Genomic DNA, 18,050 nt, shown 5'->3' with positions numbered 1-18,050 from the left:
AAACCCGCTCCTACGGGGGGCTCGGCGGCGGGCTTGCGGGCCTAGCCCGGGTCGCGGAAGTCGGGGTGGAAGTTGGCCGGCACTGCGACACTGATGCTGTCGCGGGTGGCGATGTCGATGCCTTCGCTGGCGACCTCAGCGAGGAAGTCGATCTGCTCGGGGGTGATCACATACGGCGGCAGGAAGTACACCACGCTGCCCAGCGGTCGCAGCAGGGCGCCGCGGGTCAGGGCGTGCTCGAACACCTTCAGGCCACGCCGCTGCTGCCAGGGATAGGCAACCTTGCCTGCCTTGTCCTGAACCATTTCGATGGCCAGGGCCATGCCGGTCTGGCGAATTTCGGCAACATGAGCATGGTCGGCCAAATGTGCAGTGGCTGTGGCCATGCGCGTGGCCAGGGCCTTGTTGGCCTCGATCACATTGTCCTGTTCGAAGATATCCAGGGTCGCCAGCGCCGCAGCGCAAGCCAGCGGGTTGCCGGTGTAGCTGTGCGAGTGCAGGAATGCGCGCAGTGTCGGGTAATCGTCGTAGAACGCCTGGTACACCTTGTCGGTGGTCAGGCAGGCGGCCAGCGGCAGGTAGCCACCGGTCAGGGCCTTGGACAGGCACAGGAAATCTGGGCGGATGCCGGCTTGCTCGCAGGCGAACATCGTGCCGGTGCGGCCAAAACCCACGGCGATCTCGTCGTGGATCAGGTGCACGTCGTAGCGGTCGCAGGCCTCGCGCAACAGCTTGAGGTACACCGGGTGGTACATGCGCATGCCACCGGCACCCTGTATCAGCGGCTCGACGATCACGGCGCTGATCGAGGTGTGGTGTTCGGCCAGGGTCTGCTCCATGGCCTGGAACATGTTGCGCGAGTGCTCCTCCCAGCTCATGCCCTCGGGGCGCAGGTAGCAGTCAGGGCTGGGCACCTTGAGAGTGTCGAGCAGCAACGCCTTGTAGGTTTCGGTGAACAGCGGCACATCACCCACCGACATGGCGGCAATGGTTTCGCCGTGGTAGCTGTTGGTCAGGGTGACGAAGCGCTTCTTGTCCGGTTTGCCGATGTTCTGCCAGTAGTGGAAGCTCATCTTCAGCGCTACTTCGATGCATGACGAGCCATTGTCGGCATAGAACACCCGGTCGAGACCGGCCGGGGTCATGGCGACCAGGCGCTCGGACAGCTCGATCACGGGCTGATGACTGAAGCCGGCCAGGATCACGTGTTCGAGCTGGTCGACCTGATCCTTGATGCGTTGGTTGATGTGCGGGTTGGCATGGCCGAACACGTTGACCCACCAGCTGCTCACCGCATCCAGGTAGCGTTTGCCCTCGAAGTCTTCCAGCCACACGCCTTCGCCGCGCTTGATAGGAATCAGCGGCAGCTGCTCGTGGTCTTTCATCTGGGTACAGGGGTGCCACAGGACCTTGAGGTCGCGTTGCATCCACTGATCATTGAGGCCCATGGGCACTTCTCCTGGCTTTGCGGCGTGATTCGACCGCGTAAGCCTAAGCAATGCCGCAGGGCAGGACAACCGCTGCCGTTCAATGGCGGTGGGTGCCGGTCCATTCCAGCTTGCGGATATGCACGGTGCCCGCGTGCGAGGTGGAGATGGTCAGGCGCCGAAAGGGGCCGTCAATCACCTGGTAGTAGGGGTGTGTAGCTATCGGGCCCGGGCGAGAGTCCCGGAAGCCGCTACCTTCGAGGGTGAGCCAGTAGAAAATGCGAGGGGATGGCGCAACCAGGTCATAGTCGATGTTCTCGGCATCGAACAACATGTGCAGGTCTTCGCCTAGAAAGTCGCTGACTACGTAGTATTCCAGCCGCAGGGAGTCGACCTCTTGAGCGAACGCAATCGAAATTTCGCTGTGTTCACCAATCACCAGCTCGGTACCGTCCTCGCCCTTGAAGGCTTCGTGAAAGCCGATCCAGGACGTGCTGCTGGAGTGGAAGCTCAGGCCTGAGGCTGTGCGAAGTGTCTGCCTGTGTAACAGAAGCTGCCGCTCCACTTGGTTGAAACGCTCCTCGAAGATCATGCGCACCCCCCCCTGGCGGGCGTTTGGCCATCTTCGCCAGCTTCGCCTACCACCCTGTGACATGGCTACTGGCAAAAATGTCAGTTGCCAAAAGGACTTGATGTCACTGCGCTGGCAGGGTGGTCGGACCTGACGTATTCTTAACGCATCTTCTTGGGGCATTCCTGCCTCTCCCCGTTTCTGTAACCCCTGACTCGGAGTCCGCCGACATGGCTGCTGCTTGGGTGCGTCTGTGCGCGTTGGTATTGATTGGTGTGTCCAGCGGCGCTGCGCTGGCAAAAGACAAGACGCCCACGGCAATTGTCGTGGGGGGGGGCCTGGCAGGCCTGACTGCAGCCTACGAGCTGCAGAACAAAGGTTGGCAGGTGACCCTGCTGGAGGCCAAGGCGGGCATGGGTGGGCGTTCGGGCCTGGCCACCAGCGAGTGGATCGGCAACGCCAAGGCACAGCCGGTGCTTAACCAGTACCTCAACCGTTTCAAGCTTGAAACACTGCCGGCGCCGGAGTTTGTGCGTACCCCCGGTTACCTGATCGACGGTGAGTACTTCAGTGCCAGCGACCTGGCCACCAAGCAACCGGCCACTGCCGAGGCGCTCAAGCGTTACGAGAAAACCCTCGATGACCTGGCCCGCTCGATTGATGACCCGCTGAACCCGCAGGCAACCAGCACGCTGTTCGCCCTGGACCAGATCAACGTCTCTACCTGGCTGAACAAGCTGCAACTGCCGGCCACCGCACGTCAGTTGATCAATCAGCAGATCCGCACCCGTTACGATGAGCCGTCGCGCCTGTCGCTGCTGTACTTCGCCCAGCAGAACCGCGTGTACCGCGGCGTCAGCGACCGCGACCTGCGCGCCGCGCGGCTGCCCGGTGGCAGCCCGGTGCTGGCCCAGGCTTTCGTCAAGCAGCTGAAAACCATCAAGACCAGATCGCCGGTTACCGCCATTGTCCAGGACAAGGATGGGGTCACGGTAAAAGTCGGCAGCGTCGGTTACAAGGCAGATTATCTGGTCATGGCCGTGCCTTTGCGCGCGCTGGCCAGGATCCAGATGACCCCTGGCCTGGACAGCCAACATCTGGCGGCGCTCAAGGGCACCAACTACGGTTGGCGCGACCAGATCATGCTCAAGTTCAAGAAACCCGTATGGGAAAGCCGTGCACGCATGTCGGGCGAAATCTTCAGTAACGCCGGCCTCGGCATGCTATGGGTCGAGCCGGCGCTCAAGGGTGGTGCCAACGTGGTGATCAACCTGTCCGGCGACAACGCTCGCCTGCTGCAGGCCTTTGGTGACAAGCAGATGGTCGACCAGGTGCTGATCCGTCTGCATGCGTTCTACCCACAGGCCCGTGGTGCTTTCACCGGTTACGAGGTCAAGCGATACAGTGCTGATGTGGGCACTGGTGGTGCCTACCTGGCCTACGGCCCGGGGCAGATCAGCAAATACTGGCGCCTTTGGGAACGCCCGGTGCAACGCATTACCTTTGCCGGTGAGCACACTGATGCCCTGTACCCCGGCACCTTGGAAGGCGCCTTGCGCAGTGGCCAGCGTGCGGCCGGCCAGGTTCAGGACCTGTTGGCCGGCAAGTCGTTCGACCCGGCCAAGGTTGCGCCGGTTGCTGCGACGGCAGGTGCGGCGGCCGCCAAGGAGAGCAAAGGAGGGTTCTTCTCCAATATGTTCGGCGGTTCGTCCGACAAGGGCGACAAGGCTGACAAGGCGCCGGTCAAAGCTGAGCCGAAGCCGTCCGAGGAAGCCAAGCAGGACAAGCCTGGCTTCTTCAAGCGCTTGTTTGGTGGAGCAGACACGCCCGAGGTGAAGGCTGCATCCAATACCAAGGCCAAGGCTGGCTGATTGATCGACAGTGCCGGCCTGTTGGCAGCCTGAGGGCCGGCACTGTAACTCTCACTCTCCGACTATCGTTAATGTTTTCTTAATGGTGAGCCAACAGAATAAATATCGGATTACTCGATAATCCGAAGCAATTTTTTCCGCTTTTCTTCGATAAGTTTCGCGTTAGTCTGTGCACAGCTTTCACGGGGAAACACGCAACATGCAACTGCGCAATTCACCTTCTCGCTACGGCGTGGTCAGCATCATCCTGCACTGGGGCGTGGCACTGGCAGTCTTCGGCTTGTTCGGCCTGGGCCTGTGGATGGTCGGCCTCGATTACTACAGCCCTTGGCGCAAGGCCGGCCCGGACCTGCACAAGAGCATCGGCCTGGTGCTGCTGGCGGTGATGCTGCTGCGGATGCTATGGCGTTTCATCAGCCCGCCACCACCGGCTCCGGTCAGTCATGGTGCGCTCACGCGCCTGGCGGCCAAGATGGGCCATCTTGTCCTGTACTTTGGGCTGTTTGCAGTGATGGTTGCCGGTTACCTGATTTCCACTGCCGACGGCGTCGGCATTCCGGTGTTTGGCCTGTTCGAAGTGCCGGCATTGATCAGCGACCTGCCCGACCAGGCAGATGTGGCGGGTGTGGTTCATTTGTGGCTGGCTTGGGGGCTGGTGATTTTTGCCGTGCTGCATGCCCTTGCCGCGCTCAAGCACCATTTCATCGACCGTGACGCGACCCTGACTCGCATGCTGGGCCGCAAAGCTTGACTCTCAACCTCAATTACACAGGAAGGAACAGGATGTTGAAAAAGACTTTTGCCGCTCTGGCGCTCGGTACCGCTCTGCTCTCTGCTGGCCAGGCCATGGCTGCCGAGTACAAGATCGACAAGGAAGGCCAGCACGCGTTCGTTGACTGGAAAATCAGCCACCTGGGCTACAGCTTCATCCACGGTACCTTCAAGGATTTCGACGGCAACTTCAGCTGGGACAGCGCCAAGCCTGAAGCCAGCAAGATTAGCGTCGACTTGAAAACCGCCAGCCTGTGGTCGAACCACGCCGAGCGTGACAAGCACATCGCCAGCGCCGACTTCCTCGATGTGAAGAAGTACCCGGACGCCAAGTTCGTCTCCACCAGCGTCAAGTCGACTGGCGACAAGACTGCTGACGTGACTGGCGACCTGACCATGCACGGTGTCACCAAACCGGTGACATTCAAGGCTACCTTCAACGGTGAAGGCAAGGACCCATGGGGTGGTGAGCGCGCTGGCTTCAATGCCACCACCACGCTGAACCTGAACGATTTTGGCATCAAAGGCCCGGGTGCTACGTCGCAGACCCTGGACCTGGATATCAGTGTTGAAGGTGTGAAGCAGAAGTAATTTCTGCCAGCTGAAGACCGAGGGGGCCGCTTTGCGGCCCTATCACGACATAAGGCCGCTCCTGCAGAGATCAAGAAATCCTCTACAGGAGCGGCCTTATGTCGTGATAGGGCTGCGAAGCAGCCCCCTCGGTATTTCTATCAGCCCTTGCGGGTCAGCAGCGCCGGGCGCTCGCCGCGTGGGCGGCTTGGCAGGTCATCCAGTTGTTCAGGCGTCGGGAAGCGGTCCAGCTTGGACTCCTTGCGAATGATCACAGGCTGTTTTTCCGGCTGACGCGGGTTGCGCACGGCCGGCTCTTGCCGGGCAGCATCGTCACGCGCAGGGCGACCACGGCCACCGCCGCCATCACGACGGCTACCGCCACCGTTGTTGGCGCGGGGCGGGCGTTTTTCTCCGCCGGCACCGCCACCACTGCGTGGCTGGCCGCCATTGCGGGCTTGGCCCTGGCCGCCAGCGTTGCTGCGTTGGCCATTCCCTTGCCCCTGACCTTGGCCAGCACCACCTGGGCGACGGTTGCGGCTCTGGTTCTTGCCCTGGTACGGGCTGACATAGTCGGCGCGGTTACCGAAGTTGTCGAGTTCGTCGTCCAGGAATTCTTCCGGGTCGCGGTCTGCCGGCGGCTTCGGCACGCTGCTATTGCTGGCCTGCTGCTGGCGTGGCTTCTTGTCACGCGGCTTGCGCGGTTGCTGCTGCTTGTCGCCGCTCCTTTCCTTGTCTTCCGGCTTGGCCGCAGCTTGCTGCCTGGCTTTGCCTTTATCCTTGCCTTTGTCCTTGCGGCCGCCGTTGGTGTCTTTACCACCTTCGCCACGGGCTTGCTGGTTGCGGCCACCGCGACCGTTGTTCTGCGGGCGCTCGCGTGCTTCGGGCTTCTCGGCTTCTACCTGGCTGGCGTCGAAGCCCATCAGGTCGCCATCCGCGATGCGCTGCTTGGTCACCCGTTCGATGCTCTTGAGCAGCTTCTCTTCATCTGGCGCGACCAGGGAAATTGCTTCGCCCGAACGACCGGCACGGCCGGTACGGCCAATGCGGTGGACGTAGTCTTCCTCGACATTCGGCAGCTCGAAGTTGACAACGTGGGGTAACTGGTCGATGTCCAGGCCACGGGCAGCAATGTCGGTGGCGACCAGTACGCGCACGCTGTTGGCCTTGAAGTCGGCCAAAGCCTTGGTGCGGGCGTTCTGGCTTTTGTTGCCGTGGATCGCGGCGGCGGTCAGGCCTTGCTTTTCCAGGTACTCGGCCAGGCGGTTGGCGCCATGCTTGGTTCGGGTGAACACCAGCACCTGTTCCCAGGCGCCCAGGGTGATCAAGTGCGCCAGCAGGGCACGCTTGTGGCTGGCTGGCAGGCGATACACCCGCTGCTCGATACGCTCGACGGTGGTGTTCGGCGGGGTGACCTCAATGCGCTCCGGGTTGTGCAGGAGCTTGTCGGCGAGGTCGGTGATGTCCTTGGAGAAGGTGGCCGAGAAGAGCAGGTTCTGGCGCTTGGCCGGCAGGCGGGCGAGGACCTTCTTGACGTCGTGGATGAAGCCCATGTCGAGCATGCGATCGGCTTCATCCAGTACCAGGATTTCCACGTGGGCCAGGTCGACCTTGCCTTGGCCGGCGAGGTCGAGCAGGCGGCCTGGGCAGGCGACCAGCACATCAACGCCTTTGGCAATGGCCTGAATCTGCGGGTTCATGCCAACGCCGCCAAAGATGCAGGCGCTGACCAGTGGCAGGTCACGGGCATAGACCTTGAAACTGTCATGCACCTGGGCTGCCAGTTCGCGGGTCGGTGTCAGGACCAGAACGCGAGGCTGGCGCGGGCCGTGGCGTTGCGATTTGTCGGGATGGCCGGCCGGGAACAGGCGCTCGAGAATCGGCAGGGCGAAGCCGCCGGTTTTACCCGTCCCTGTCTGTGCGGCAACCATCAGGTCGCGGCCTTGCAACACGGCGGGAATTGCCCGCTGTTGCACGGGGGTCGGCTGGGTGTAGCCCGCAGCCTCGATAGCGCGGACAAGAGCCTCGGAGAGACCGAGGGAAGCAAAGGACATGGGCGATCCTGTTCTCGTGTGGGCTGGGCCCGTTGGGATGTTCTGCCTGGCGCGACGGGCATCGGTGAGATGCGATCGCGTCCGGTCCAGCTGGGCTTTCACTGCACATCCGGGAAACGGAGGCTGGACGCGAAGAGGCGTCGGTGCCGATCGGGATGCCTGTTGCGAGGCCGAGCGTCCGGGCGTGAGCCGGGCGGGAAGGCCCGAGTATAACAGAGCTATCGCGCTGTGCTGCTTTCCTGCTGCTCAACGGCGTTGAGAATGTTTCCGGTGTCGCTTGTGTAGCGGCTGCTGATCGCTGCATAGGCCGGCTCCTGCTTGAACCGCTGCAGCTCTTCGGCAAAGGCCAGTGCCAGTGCTTCCCGGCCAGGTTTGCGCACTAACCCCAGGTACTGTGTTTGATGGCTTATTACCAGCGGCAACTCCTCGACTTGCCGCTGCAGGCCAAGTTGGTTAAGCAGGTGGTGCCCAACCCTGCGGTCGGTGATCGCCAGGTCGATACGGCCCAGCATCAGCTTGCCAAAGTTGGCTTCGAGGGTAGGTGCGGCTTCGCGCTTGAAGTAAGAGGCCTCGCTGAACGCGGCGCCATAGGTATAGCCTGGCGATGTGCCGACGGTAAGGCCGGAAAGGTCTTTCAGCTGGGTGACGGCATGGCGGCGTGCTTGAGCCTGGAACAGGACGAATTCGACCTCCGACAAGGGCTCGGGCGCATAGACCAGGTAAGGCTGGCGCGACTCGATCTGGAAGATGTCGAGGATGCCGTCGGCCAAGCCTTGCTTGATCATTGCCAGACAGCGTTTCCACGGCAGGAACTGCAACTCGACCTCGACCCCCAGGCGCTTGAACACCTGAGTGGTGACCTCGTAGTCGATACCGCGTGGCTGGCCTTCATGCTGATACACGTAGGGCGCCCAGTCATCAGTCACCAGGCGCAGTCGCTCGCCCAGAGCCAACGGGCTCAGGCTGGCGAGCAGCAGGATCCAGAACAGACGGGCGATATGTGGCATGGCCGGAGATTACGCGCTCGGCCGGTGTACGGTAAAGGCATGTACGATCGATGTGGGAGCGGGCGTGCCCGTGAACACCGGCAAAGCCGGTGCCAACTATCGGGTCGCTCCCTTCGCGGGCACGCCCGCTCCCACAAAACCGCGCAAGACAATGAATTTTGCGGGCACATCAGGCTTGAGTGGTTCGCAGCAGATGCGCCTCGATATCCTTGCGCCGCTCGCCCAGCGATAACCGCAACCCCGGATGGCGCAGGCACTGACGCAGCCGCTCGGGCTCCATGTGGCCATGGCGGTCGTTGAGGTTTTCCAGGGCCTTGTCCCACCAGGCGGACGCGCAGGCGCGGTCGAACTCATTGGGGTAGGGATAGCAGCCATACAACAACTCGCGGGCGAACTGGCGCTCGTGGCTGGGCAGGGTCAGGCTCAGCGCCTTGTAACCCAGGCGGTGCAGGGTTGGTGGCCGCGGCAGTTGGTCGTTGACCTGCGCAACATCGGCCAAGGCCGAGGGGCTGAGTGGGTCATGGTCGTGCTTGCGCAGCCAGGCCTGGATCTTGGCGCGGAACTGCGCCTTGCGGCTCCAGTAGTGATGGATGACATCGGTACACTCGGCCAGCTCCAGGTTGCGGTAGGCCGCCACGGCCAGGCAGAACTCCTCAAGGGTATAGGCCTCGCGAGCCAAGGGGTAGAACTCATCCATCATGGCGATGGAGCGGTCGAGGGTGCCGCAGTCCTCGGCAGTGAGGCCTATAACGCCGGAATTGACGAGCGGCATCTGACAGTCTGCCAGCCCCCTGGACTCGAGAATGGCCAGCAGGTTCTTGTACAAGAGGCACTTCTGGTCAGCGCCGTAGCGCGCACCGATGGCGTTGCACAGCAGGCGATTGGGCGCCACACGGGCGAACAGATTCAGCGGCGAAGTGCGGAAAAAGGTGTCTGTATCGATCAGCACTGCCAGTGGGTGTTCCTGCAGTACCTGGCGCAACAGCACATGCTTGCTGCGAAAGTGATAACCGTGCGGGGCGTTCCATGCCTGGCGCGTGGCCTCGTCCAGCAGGTGTACGGTAACGGGCAGCTTGGCGTAGGGCTGTGCAGTGTCCGTGTAGACCTGGATGTCCATCGCCTCGCCGGCTGCGCTGCCCAACTGGGCGAGGGCGCTGACGATGCTGAAGCAGGCTTCCTGATGGTAGGTTGCCGGGCCAAAAGCCAGGTATACAAGCTGTGGGCGCGAAGGTTGGTGGTGCTGCATGGCAGGCGAGACCTGTTTAACCCGAAAATGAATAAGGCTTTAGTCTATGACCAAAGCCTTATTCATTTCTTAAACAGACTTTGCCAAAAGATTTCAGCGCGGCAGCTTAAGGTTGTTCCAGATCGCCAGGCTCGGTTCAGCCTGGTTCAAGGTATAGAAGTGCAGGCCCGGCGCGCCGCCTTGCAACAGCTGTTCGCACATGCGGGTAATCACTTCTTCGCCGAAGGCCTGGATGCTGGCGGTGTCGTCGGCATAGGCTTCCAGTTGCTTGCGGATCCAGCGCGGGATCTCGGCGCCACAGGCATCGGAGAAGCGGGCCAGCTTGCTGTAGTTGGTGATTGGCATGATGCCCGGCACCACCGGAATGTCCACACCCAGCTTCTGTGCCCGCTCGACGAAGTAGAAGTAGCTGTCGGCGTTGAAGAAGTACTGGGTAATGGCGCTGTCGGCACCGGCCTTGACCTTGTGCACAAAGTTGGCCAGATCGGCCTCGAAGTTGCGCGCCTGCGGGTGCATTTCCGGGTAGGCAGCCACTTCCAGATAGAAGTGATCAGCGGTTTCCTGGCGGATGAACTCGACCAGGTCACTGGCATAGCGCAGTTCACCACTGGCCATGCCCATGCCCGACGGCAGGTCGCCACGCAGAGCGACGATGCGTTTGATACCGGCGGCCTTGTACTCGGCCAGCAGGGCGCGCAATTCTGCCTTGGTGTCGCCCACGCACGACAGGTGCGGCGCGGCAGGGATTTTCACTTCGCTTTCCAGCTGCAGCACGGTATTGAGCGTGCGGTCGCGGGTCGAACCACCGGCACCGTAGGTGCAGGAGAAGAAGTCTGGGTTATAGGTGGCCAGCTGGCGGGCGACGCCCATCAGCTTTTCGTGACCGGCGTCGGTCTTGGTCGGGAAGAACTCGAAACTGTAACGGCGTTCTTGTGACATCAGGCGTTCCTCAAGCAGCAAGCTTCAAGCGGCAAACTGCAAGTAAAAGCCAGATCGGTGATGGCCGACCTGGCTTGGCATCGTTCAACATCGTTGGTGCTTGAGCTGCAAGCGGCAATGGCACTGTCTGCCTCATCTTGCAGCGTGCAGCTCAAGGCTTGCCGCTTAGTAGCGGTAGGCGTGCGGCTTGAACGGGCCTTCGACGGTCACGCCGATGTAGTCGGCTTGCTGCTTGGTCAGCTGGGTGACCACGCCGCCGAAGCCGCGGACCATTTCCAGGGCCACTTCTTCGTCGAGTTTCTTCGGCAGCACTTCAACGGTCAGGCGCTCGGCTTTCTTTTCTGCCGGCAGGTCAGCGAACTTCTGCTCGAACAGGAAGATCTGTGCCAGAACCTGGTTGGCGAACGAACCGTCCATGATGCGGCTTGGGTGGCCAGTGGCGTTGCCCAGGTTGACCAGGCGGCCTTCGGCCAGCAGGATCAGGTAGTCGTCGTTCTGCGGGTCGAAGCTGCCAGCGCCGGTACGGTGGATCTTGTGAACCTGCGGCTTGACCTCTTCCCAGGCCCAGTTCTTACGCATGAAGGCGGTGTCGATCTCGTTGTCGAAGTGGCCGATGTTGCAGACCACGGCACGCTTTTTCAGGGCCTTGAGCATGTTGGCGTCGCAGACGTTGACGTTACCGGTGGTGGTCACGATCAGGTCGATCTTGCCCAGCAGAGCCTTGTCGATGCTGGCTTCGGTGCCGTCGTTGATACCGTCGATGAACGGCGAGACCAGCTCGAAGCCGTCCATGCAGGCCTGCATGGCGCAGATCGGGTCAATTTCGGAGACCTTGACGATCATGCCTTCCTGACGCAGGGACTGGGCCGAGCCCTTGCCCACGTCACCGTAGCCGATCACCAGGGCCTGCTTGCCCGACAGCAGGTGGTCGGTACCACGCTTGATGGCGTCGTTCAGGCTGTGACGGCAGCCGTACTTGTTGTCGTTCTTGCTCTTGGTGACCGAGTCATTGACGTTGATCGCCGGGACTTTCAGCTCGCCCTTGGCCAGCATGTCCAGCAGACGGTGGACGCCAGTGGTGGTCTCTTCGGTTACGCCGTGCACACGGTCCAGTACCTGCGGGTACTTCTTGTGCAGCAGTTCGGTCAGGTCACCACCGTCGTCGAGGATCATGTTGGCGTCCCATGGCTGGCCATCTTTCAGGATGGTCTGCTCCAGGCACCACTCGTACTCTTCTTCGGTTTCGCCTTTCCAGGCGAACACCGGGATACCGGCGGCGGCGATCGAGGCAGCGGCCTGGTCTTGAGTCGAGAAGATGTTGCAGGACGACCAGCGCACTTCGGCACCCAGGGCAACCAGGGTTTCGATCAGCACGGCGGTCTGGATGGTCATGTGGATGCAGCCCAGGATCTTCGCACCCTTGAGCGGTTGTTCGGCCAGGTACTTGCGACGCAGGCCCATCAGCGCAGGCATTTCCGATTCGGCAATGATGGTTTCGCGACGGCCCCAGGCGGCCAGGGAGATGTCGGCGACTTTGTAATCGGTAAAACCAGCAGGCATGTTTGCAGCGCTCATGAGAGCCTCCATTCGTAATGTGCGAATGGGCGCCGTTGTGCGTTAAGCGCTCGCAGGAGCGAGCAACGCCCCATCCGAGCCTGACAGGCCTAGCCTGCTGCAGCGCCCCTCGGACAGGTGGCGGGCATGGCACCGCTGTGGGCAACCATGTAAAACGGCGCAGATTATAGCTGCCCCCGCCGGCTTGCCCAAGGTTTTCCGTCGATTAATCGCGACGATAGTCGATGTTCAATGGAGCGAAGGCAGCCGCTCTGCCATCATTGCTACACGTTAGCCAAGCAGGTCAGGAGTACAGATGAACTTTCACACCCGCAAGTGGGTTAAACCCGAAGACCTCAACCCCAATGGCACCCTGTTCGGTGGCAGCCTGTTGCGCTGGATCGATGAAGAGGCGGCGATCTACGCCATCGTCCAGCTGGGCAACCAGCGTGTGGTGACCAAGTACATGTCGGAAATCAACTTCGTCAGTGCTTCGCGTCAGGGCGATATTATCGAGCTGGGCATCACCGCTACCGCGTTCGGCCGCACCTCGATCACCCTCAAGTGCGAAGTGCGTAACAAGATCACCCGCAAGAGCATTCTGACTGTCGACAAGATGGTGTTCGTCAACCTGGGTGAAGACGGCCAGCCGGCGGCCCATGGGCGCACCGAGATCAAGTATGTGCAGGACCAGTTCCCGGATTCGGCAGTCGAATAGACCCTGGTTGCCATTGCCGGCCCTTCGCGGGTAAACCCGCTCCTACAGGGGTACGCGATCCTGTAGGAGCGGGTTTACCCGCGAATGGGCCGCAAAGCGGCCCCGGCATTCTCAAGGCTGGGCGCTGACCTTGCGCACCACCCGGCCAATGCTCAACCCCTGCACCAGAATCGACGACAACACCACGATGTAGGTGATCGATAGCAGCAGGTCCCGTTCCTCGCCCAGCGGTAGCGACAGCGCAAGTGCCACCGACACCCCGCCACGCAGGCCTCCCCAGGTCAGTACCCGCACCGTGCCTTTGGGCACCGGACGCCAGCGCCGCAGCAACACGATCGCCGGGGCCACCGTCAGCAGGCGCGACAGCAGCACTGCCAGCGCCAGCACGCCGCCGGCCGCCAGGTGCATCCAGTTGAACGGCAGCAGCAACAGCTCCAGACCGATCAATGCGAACAGCAGGGCATTGAGCATGTCATCGATCAGCTCCCAAAAACCGTCCATGTAACGGCGTGTCATGTCATTCATCGCCAGGTTGCGCCCCAGGTTGCCGATGATCAGACCGGCCACCACCATGGCGATCGGCGCCGACACATGCAGCTCGTAGCACATCGCCGAGCCACCGATTACCAGTGCCAAGGTCAGCATGACTTCCACCTGGTACTGCTCGACGCTCTTGATCATGCGGTAGGTGGCATAGCCGATCAGGCCACCGAACACCACACCGCCAATGGCCTCGCGGGCAAACAGGATTGCCGTGTCGGTCATGCTCGGTGTTTCACCCAGCCGGATGATGCCCAGCAACACGGTGAATACCACGACTGCCGTGCCGTCGTTGAATAGTGACTCGCCAACGATGGTGGTTTTAAGCGGTTTGGGCGCATTGGCAGTACGCAGCGCACCGAGCACGGCAATCGGGTCGGTCGGTGAGATCAATGCACCGAACAACAGGCAGTAGATCAGTGGCACCTCCCAGCCGAACAGGGCAAACACCCAATGCGACAGGTAGCCGATGACCACGGTGGCGATCAGCACGCCCAAGGTAGCCAGCAGGCCAATGGGCCAGCGATAGCTGCGCAGATCACTGAGGTTGACGTGCAGGGCGCCGGCAAACAGCAGGAACGCCAGCATCCAGTGCATGAGCAGGTCGTTGAAATCGATCTGGTTCATCAGCCCTTCGACGCGTTCTTCCAGGCCAGGGAAGCCGACAAGGCTCAGCCCCTGCAGCAACAAGGAAAACAGCAGCGCCGTGACCATCACGCCGATAGCGGGGGGCAAGCCGATGAAACGGTAGTTCACATAGGTCAGAAGTGTGGTGAGGCAGATAAACGCGGCAACTAATTCAAGCATCCCGAATCCTGTAACAGTGGCTTCCAAGTCTCAACCCGAACGGCTCGGGCAGTTCTTTGATGACCTGGCACGGGGTTCGGGACACGGGGTTTGACCGAATTAGTCCAAATCGTTCCTGTGACAGTCTGCACTGGTTACCCTGTGGGAGCGGGCGAGCCCGCGAACACCGGCAAAGCCGGTGCCATACACCGAGTTGCATTCTTCGCGGGCATGCCCGCTCCCACAAAGCCCCCCTGAACGCTATATATTCACAGCCATGAAAAGCCATAAGGACAAGAAGGCGTGTTGGCAACATCTCTGGTGCTGGTTGCCGCCCTGCTGCATGCAACCTGGAATACCTTGATCAAATTCAGCGGCGAGCGCTTGCTGGTAATTGCCAGCATGGACACGGTAGCGCTGGCCTTCGCGGTGCTGGCGGTGCCCTTCGTGGATGTTCCGCCTGCTGAAGTCTGGCCCTGGCTGGTAGCCTCGGCACTGGCTGAGCAGTTGTACCGCTATCTGCTGATCCAGGCCTACCGCGTGGGCGACCTGGGGCTGGTCTATCCTCTGATGCGCGGGCTGTCACCGCTGGTGGTGCTGGGGCTGACCCTGGCCTTTGCCGGAGAATCGCTGAGCCAGCAGCAGATCATCGGAATCCTGTTGATCCCCTGTGGCATGGCCTGCCTGTTGTGGCAGGGCGGGGGTGGTGACCGGCTGCCTTGGTCGATGTTGCCGGTGGTTGCCTTGATTGGCCTGTGCATTGGTTGCTACACCTGGTTCGACGGCCAGGCCGTGCGCCTGTGGGGCAAGCCGTGGGATTACCTGGTGTGGCTGACCCTGCTCAGCGCCTGGCAATTTCCGTTGTTGGCGGGCGTAGCGCGGCGGGTGCCATTCGTTCTGTTCTGGCGAACCCAGTGGCGCCTTGGGTTGGCAGTAGGGTTCTGCGTATTGTTCAGCTATGCCCTGGTGCTGTGGGCCATGCACCTGGGGTCAGTGGCCGAGGCGGCGGCACTGCGGGAGTTGAGCGTGATCCTGGTGGTGCTGCTGGGTATGCGCTACCTCAAAGAACCTTTTGGCGGGCCGAGACTCCTAGCTTGCGGGCTGGTGTTGGCCGGCATGCTGGTAATGAAGCTTTGACCTGAAGACTGAACAAGGAGTCCTGTCCATGACTGTTGCCCTGTGGTGCATCCTGATTGCGTTGCTGTTGAACCCGCTTTGTGCCTTGGTCGCCAAGGCGAGCAGTGGCCGCTTCGGCCTCAAGGACAATCACGATCCGCGAGCCTTCCTCGATACCTTGTCGGGCCTGCCAAGGCGTGCCCATGCTGCGCAGCAGAATGGCTACGAAGCGTTTCCGGCATTTGCTGCGGCGGTGCTTGTGGCGGATATCGTCGGCAATGCAGAGCAGGTGACCCAGGACGTACTGGGGGTGATGTATATCACCAGCCGCTTGCTTTACATCATCTGCTACCTGGCCGACTGGGCTGCCCTGCGATCGTTGATGTGGTTTGCCGGCTTGGCGTTGATCGTGTCGTTCTTCGTGGTTTCCATCTGAAACCGAGTGGCCTTCTTCGCGGGCTTGCCCGCTCCCACAGGTACACCACAGTATTCAAGGGCTGTGGTGTACCTGTGGGAGCGGGCAAGCCCGCGAAGAATCCACCGCCGATCAAGGTACCTTAGGTACCTCAGGTAGCGGCTGGCCTTTAGGCCAGAGCATCCAGATCTGCCCCTGCTGCTTCATGTTCCCCGCCAGCTCGCCGGCTTCCGGCCCGGTGCCCCAGAACAGGTCGGCACGCACTTCACCCGCAATCGCCCCACCAGTGTCCTGCGCACCCACCGGGCGCACCACTGGCGAGCCGTCCGGGCGCGTAGTGGAAAGCCACAACAGGCTGCCCAGCGGAATCACCTTGCGGTCGATGGCCACGCTGTAGCCGGCGGTAAGCGGCACGTTCAGCGAGCCGCGCGGGCCTTCGTTGCTGTCCGGGCGGGTGCTGAAGAATACGTAGCTGGGGTTGCTCGCCAGCAGTTCTGGTACGCGCTGCGGGTTGGCCTGGGCCCAGGCATGAATGGCGCCCATGCTCACGTCTTCTTTTTTCAGTTGGCCCTGTTCCACCAACCAGCGGCCGATCGGCCGGTAGGGGTGGCCGTTCTGGTCGGCGTAGCCCAGGCGCAGTTGACGGCCGTCTTCCAGTTGCACCCGGCCGGAACCCTGGATCTGCAGGAATTGCAGGTCCATCGGATCGGTCAGCCAGGCCAGCACCGGTGCCTTGACGCCGTTACGGTTGATGACTTCGGCCGTGTCGTAGGGCTTGAGCACTCGACCGTCAAGACGGCCGCGCAGGCGTTTGCCCTTCAGTTCGGGGTACACACTGGCCAGGTCGACCACGATCATGTCATCAGGGATGCCGTAAACCGCCACATGGTTGGTTGCCGAGGGGCTCAGGCTGCCCGGGTAGACCGGCTCGTAGTAGCCGGTAATCAGGCCGTTGGCATTGTTCTCTGCAGAGCGCAGGCCGTACACCTGCAGGTTCTGCTCAAGGAAGGTACGCACTTGGGCGGCGCTGGCTGTGGCGCTACCGGCCGCTTCGCAGGTGGCGGCCCACACCGGGTCGCGCTTGAGCTTTTCGCAGCCGTTGCGCCAGGCATAAAAGCCGGCCAGCAGGTCTTCATCGCTGACGGCCGGCAAGTCTTTCCAAGTGGCCGGGGCATAGGTGGCGACAGCGTGCGGCTCGGGCTTGGCGCTCTCGCCGCCGTTGCAGCCGGCCAGCAAGGCTAGTACCGGCAGTGTCCAGGCCAGGTGGCGCAGGGCAGATTTCATGTGTGCATTCCTGTCATGAGCGAACATGAAGGTTCGCCCCTGTCTTTTATGTGGCTATTGGTGTTTGGCCCAGGGGCAGCGATACTGGCCGCCCATTTGCGTAGGCCGAAGTGAGCGTGATGTTGAAGCGATTGACCGTTGTTCTGCTGGCAGCACTTGCCCTGGGAGGGGCTTTGACTGGTTGTGACCGGGTTGACCCGAACTCGCCGCTGGGCAAACGCAAGGTGATCTTCAAGGACATGCTCAAGACCAGCGAAGACCTGGGCGGCATGCTGCGTGGCCGGTTGCCGTTTGACGGGGTTAAGTTTGCTGACGGTGCGCTGAAGTTGGACAGCCTGTCGCATCAGCCGTGGCAGCATTTTCCACAGGTGCGCGATGGTGGTGACAGTGCCGCCCGCGCCGAAGTGTGGGAGCGCCAGGCGCGGTTCCATGACCTGGCCCGGCAGCTTGAAGGCGTCACCGGCGAACTGGTTGATGTCACCCGCAATCAGCCACTGGATGCTGCGCAACTGAAGGCACCGATGGACAAGGTCGAGGCTGCGTGCAAGGCCTGTCATAGCGAATTTCGTAATCATTGAATGGCTGTGCAGGCCACATTGGGCCTTGTAGGAGCGGGCTTGCCCGCGAACATTGGCGAAGCCGGTGCCATGCCCCGCGTCGCACTCTTCGCGGGCAAGCCCGCTCCTACAATCACCGCGTCTGTTTAGCGGTCGAGGTCGTCGACTGCTTCCTGCAGCTCTTTACGCGACTCGGCCAGCTTGTCCTTGCGCTTGTTGATCTTCTCGGCGTCGCCTTTTTTCTCGGCCTTCTTCAAGTCCTTTTCCCGCTGCGCCACTTCATGACGCGCATCGAGCACCTTCTGCTCACGCTCTTTGCGCAGGCTGGCGTCGGTGCAGTTGTCCACACCGCGCAGGGCTTCTTCCAGCCCTGCAACCTGGTCGCTGTTGCCGTGGTCACGGGCAATTTTCAGCTGGTTCTCGATAGCGCTACGCTTGGCAGCGCAACCGGTCAGGCCCGGGTCCGGCTGGGCAGCTTGCACGCTGCCCGCAGCCAGACCCAGTGTTGCGAGCAGGAAAAGAGTCGAAATACGTTTCATGAAAAGCCTCTTGAACGGGGCGGGGCAGCAAAAGTTGGTGGAAATCCTGCCTTGGTTTTGCCCATTTAGAAACCCTTGGTGAAGT

The 18,050-nt window shown here is 61.6% G+C and carries 16 protein-coding genes, 1 pseudogene and 1 riboswitch; of the genes and pseudogenes, 7 read left to right on the top strand and 10 right to left on the bottom strand.

Features of this window, described 5'->3' with window-relative positions:
- Window positions 1–41: 41 nt before the first annotated feature.
- The gene (locus AC3B5Q_RS23745; protein WP_101196366.1) at window positions 42–1,448 is read right to left on the bottom strand and encodes an adenosylmethionine--8-amino-7-oxononanoate transaminase; all 1,407 of its coding nucleotides are present in this window, start codon (window positions 1,446–1,448) and stop codon (window positions 42–44) included.
- Between the two features lie 79 nt (window positions 1,449–1,527).
- Window positions 1,528–2,019 (bottom strand): hypothetical protein, encoded by a 492-nt coding sequence (locus AC3B5Q_RS23740; RefSeq protein ID WP_021783761.1) that lies wholly within the window; start codon window positions 2,017–2,019, stop codon window positions 1,528–1,530.
- A gap of 209 nt (window positions 2,020–2,228) precedes the next feature.
- Here AC3B5Q_RS23740 and AC3B5Q_RS23735 point away from each other — a divergent pair.
- The 3 genes and pseudogenes from AC3B5Q_RS23735 to AC3B5Q_RS23725 all read left to right on the top strand — a co-directional run.
- Window positions 2,229–3,860: pseudogene (locus AC3B5Q_RS23735) on the top strand (flavin monoamine oxidase family protein); the annotation flags it as partial.
- Window positions 3,861–4,068: 208 nt separating this feature from the next.
- Window positions 4,069–4,620 carry a cytochrome b gene (locus AC3B5Q_RS23730; RefSeq protein ID WP_274103393.1) on the top strand — a complete coding sequence of 184 codons (552 nt, stop codon included), beginning with the start codon at window positions 4,069–4,071 and terminating at the stop codon, window positions 4,618–4,620.
- 32 nt (window positions 4,621–4,652) lie between these two features.
- Window positions 4,653–5,231: a YceI family protein gene (locus AC3B5Q_RS23725; RefSeq protein WP_003249350.1), complete on the top strand. Its 579-nt coding sequence runs from the start codon at window positions 4,653–4,655 to the stop codon at window positions 5,229–5,231.
- Between the two features lie 140 nt (window positions 5,232–5,371).
- Here AC3B5Q_RS23725 and rhlE2 read toward each other — a convergent pair whose 3' ends face one another.
- The 5 genes from rhlE2 to ahcY all read right to left on the bottom strand — a co-directional run bounded on the left by rhlE2 (window position 5,372) and on the right by ahcY (window position 12,031).
- Entirely contained in the window at window positions 5,372–7,264 is a 1,893-nt protein-coding gene (rhlE2, locus tag AC3B5Q_RS23720) for an RNA helicase RhlE2 (RefSeq protein ID WP_101196365.1), read from the bottom strand.
- Window positions 7,265–7,482: 218 nt separating this feature from the next.
- Window positions 7,483–8,271: a substrate-binding periplasmic protein gene (locus tag AC3B5Q_RS23715; protein WP_021783765.1), complete on the bottom strand. Its 789-nt coding sequence runs from the start codon at window positions 8,269–8,271 to the stop codon at window positions 7,483–7,485.
- A 169-nt stretch (window positions 8,272–8,440) separates the two neighbouring features.
- A complete protein-coding gene (locus AC3B5Q_RS23710) occupies window positions 8,441–9,517 on the bottom strand; it encodes a hypothetical protein (protein ID WP_274103390.1) in 1,077 nt (358 codons plus the stop codon).
- A 93-nt stretch (window positions 9,518–9,610) separates the two neighbouring features.
- Window positions 9,611–10,456, bottom strand: coding sequence for a methylenetetrahydrofolate reductase [NAD(P)H] (gene metF / locus AC3B5Q_RS23705; protein WP_021783767.1), 846 nt, complete (start codon window positions 10,454–10,456; stop codon window positions 9,611–9,613).
- A gap of 165 nt (window positions 10,457–10,621) precedes the next feature.
- Entirely contained in the window at window positions 10,622–12,031 is a 1,410-nt protein-coding gene (gene ahcY / locus AC3B5Q_RS23700; RefSeq protein ID WP_021783768.1) for an adenosylhomocysteinase, read from the bottom strand.
- A gap of 20 nt (window positions 12,032–12,051) precedes the next feature.
- Window positions 12,052–12,148: riboswitch (S-adenosyl-L-homocysteine riboswitch) on the bottom strand.
- 178 nt (window positions 12,149–12,326) lie between these two features.
- Here ahcY and AC3B5Q_RS23695 point away from each other — a divergent pair.
- Window positions 12,327–12,728 carry an acyl-CoA thioesterase gene (locus tag AC3B5Q_RS23695; RefSeq protein WP_021783769.1) on the top strand — a complete coding sequence of 134 codons (402 nt, stop codon included), beginning with the start codon at window positions 12,327–12,329 and terminating at the stop codon, window positions 12,726–12,728.
- A 111-nt stretch (window positions 12,729–12,839) separates the two neighbouring features.
- On the opposite strand, the gene AC3B5Q_RS23690 is transcribed toward AC3B5Q_RS23695, so the two are convergent.
- Window positions 12,840–14,075 (bottom strand): cation:proton antiporter, encoded by a 1,236-nt coding sequence (locus AC3B5Q_RS23690; RefSeq protein ID WP_021783770.1) that lies wholly within the window; start codon window positions 14,073–14,075, stop codon window positions 12,840–12,842.
- Between the two features lie 282 nt (window positions 14,076–14,357).
- Between AC3B5Q_RS23690 and AC3B5Q_RS23685 the strand changes: the two genes are divergently transcribed.
- Window positions 14,358–15,191 (top strand): EamA family transporter, encoded by an 834-nt coding sequence (locus AC3B5Q_RS23685; protein WP_021783771.1) that lies wholly within the window; start codon window positions 14,358–14,360, stop codon window positions 15,189–15,191.
- 28 nt (window positions 15,192–15,219) lie between these two features.
- A complete protein-coding gene (locus tag AC3B5Q_RS23680) occupies window positions 15,220–15,606 on the top strand; it encodes an MAPEG family protein (protein ID WP_101196362.1) in 387 nt (128 codons plus the stop codon).
- 111 nt (window positions 15,607–15,717) lie between these two features.
- On the opposite strand, the gene mltA is transcribed toward AC3B5Q_RS23680, so the two are convergent.
- Window positions 15,718–16,869: a murein transglycosylase A gene (gene mltA, locus AC3B5Q_RS23675; protein ID WP_101196361.1), complete on the bottom strand. Its 1,152-nt coding sequence runs from the start codon at window positions 16,867–16,869 to the stop codon at window positions 15,718–15,720.
- Between the two features lie 119 nt (window positions 16,870–16,988).
- On the opposite strand from mltA, the gene AC3B5Q_RS23670 reads away from it, so the two are divergent.
- Window positions 16,989–17,447: a c-type cytochrome gene (locus tag AC3B5Q_RS23670; RefSeq protein WP_021783774.1), complete on the top strand. Its 459-nt coding sequence runs from the start codon at window positions 16,989–16,991 to the stop codon at window positions 17,445–17,447.
- A 125-nt stretch (window positions 17,448–17,572) separates the two neighbouring features.
- On the opposite strand, the gene AC3B5Q_RS23665 is transcribed toward AC3B5Q_RS23670, so the two are convergent.
- On the bottom strand, window positions 17,573–17,965 hold the full coding sequence (locus AC3B5Q_RS23665) for a DUF1090 domain-containing protein (protein WP_084850245.1): 393 nt from the start codon (window positions 17,963–17,965) through the stop codon (window positions 17,573–17,575).
- Between the last annotated feature and the right edge of the window lie 85 nt (window positions 17,966–18,050).

This window comes from Pseudomonas sp. D5(2026) (assembly GCF_057766845.1).
Note: the sequence above shows the minus strand (reverse complement) of the source record. Positions and strands in the feature narration are given on the sequence as shown.

Bases quoted from the DNA above. Each gene is read 5' to 3' on its own strand.
- AC3B5Q_RS23725 (WP_003249350.1), top strand. From the start codon at position 4,653: ATGTTGAAAAAGACTTTTGCCGCTCTGGCGCTCGGTACCGCTCTGCTC.
- AC3B5Q_RS23690 (WP_021783770.1), bottom strand. From the start codon at position 14,075: ATGCTTGAATTAGTTGCCGCGTTTATCTGCCTCACCACACTTCTGACC.
- metF (WP_021783767.1), bottom strand. From the start codon at position 10,456: ATGTCACAAGAACGCCGTTACAGTTTCGAGTTCTTCCCGACCAAGACC.
- AC3B5Q_RS23715 (WP_021783765.1), bottom strand. From the start codon at position 8,271: ATGCCACATATCGCCCGTCTGTTCTGGATCCTGCTGCTCGCCAGCCTG.
- AC3B5Q_RS23710 (WP_274103390.1), bottom strand. From the start codon at position 9,517: ATGCAGCACCACCAACCTTCGCGCCCACAGCTTGTATACCTGGCTTTT.
- rhlE2 (WP_101196365.1), bottom strand. From the start codon at position 7,264: ATGTCCTTTGCTTCCCTCGGTCTCTCCGAGGCTCTTGTCCGCGCTATC.
- mltA (WP_101196361.1), bottom strand. From the start codon at position 16,869: ATGAAATCTGCCCTGCGCCACCTGGCCTGGACACTGCCGGTACTAGCC.
- AC3B5Q_RS23665 (WP_084850245.1), bottom strand. From the start codon at position 17,965: ATGAAACGTATTTCGACTCTTTTCCTGCTCGCAACACTGGGTCTGGCT.
- AC3B5Q_RS23730 (WP_274103393.1), top strand. From the start codon at position 4,069: ATGCAACTGCGCAATTCACCTTCTCGCTACGGCGTGGTCAGCATCATC.
- ahcY (WP_021783768.1), bottom strand. From the start codon at position 12,031: ATGAGCGCTGCAAACATGCCTGCTGGTTTTACCGATTACAAAGTCGCC.
- AC3B5Q_RS23745 (WP_101196366.1), bottom strand. From the start codon at position 1,448: ATGGGCCTCAATGATCAGTGGATGCAACGCGACCTCAAGGTCCTGTGG.
- AC3B5Q_RS23740 (WP_021783761.1), bottom strand. From the start codon at position 2,019: ATGATCTTCGAGGAGCGTTTCAACCAAGTGGAGCGGCAGCTTCTGTTA.
- AC3B5Q_RS23670 (WP_021783774.1), top strand. From the start codon at position 16,989: ATGTTGAAGCGATTGACCGTTGTTCTGCTGGCAGCACTTGCCCTGGGA.
- AC3B5Q_RS23680 (WP_101196362.1), top strand. From the start codon at position 15,220: ATGACTGTTGCCCTGTGGTGCATCCTGATTGCGTTGCTGTTGAACCCG.
- AC3B5Q_RS23695 (WP_021783769.1), top strand. From the start codon at position 12,327: ATGAACTTTCACACCCGCAAGTGGGTTAAACCCGAAGACCTCAACCCC.